Annotated in this window: 1 protein-coding gene; it reads right to left on the reverse strand. The window is 60.4% G+C overall.

The genetic code is table 11. The annotated features are described in order from the left end of the window. A partial coding sequence (locus C1X29_RS29825) for a hypothetical protein (RefSeq protein WP_218275709.1) occupies positions 1-288 on the reverse strand: 288 nt, incomplete at both ends.

Consider the following 288-nt stretch of genomic DNA (forward strand, 5'->3'; position numbering starts at 1 on the left):
CATTCAGCTCCCGCGCCGTCGCGAGCTTGATCTTCGGCAAGGCAATGTCGGCGAACATCGCGGCATAGCGTTTGCGGCTCGCCGGTGTGACAACCGCGATGTGATGGATCATCAGCCAATTCACCCTGTCGATTCCTCCCTCAAGCGCCCCGTGGCGATTCCGCTGAAACCAGCATCGCTGAAAATAGCGCAGCAGGCTGGTCAGCGTTGAGGCGTCCAGCAAGATGATTCCGGTGGCACGCTCCAGCCGCTGTGGCAGGCAGCGGGAGTAATTGCCCTCTATTACCC

It is taken from the genome of Pseudomonas sp. GW456-12-10-14-LB2, assembly GCF_002884345.1.
In the GTDB taxonomy this organism is placed as follows: Bacteria; Pseudomonadota; Gammaproteobacteria; order Pseudomonadales; family Pseudomonadaceae; genus Aquipseudomonas; species Aquipseudomonas paraglycinae.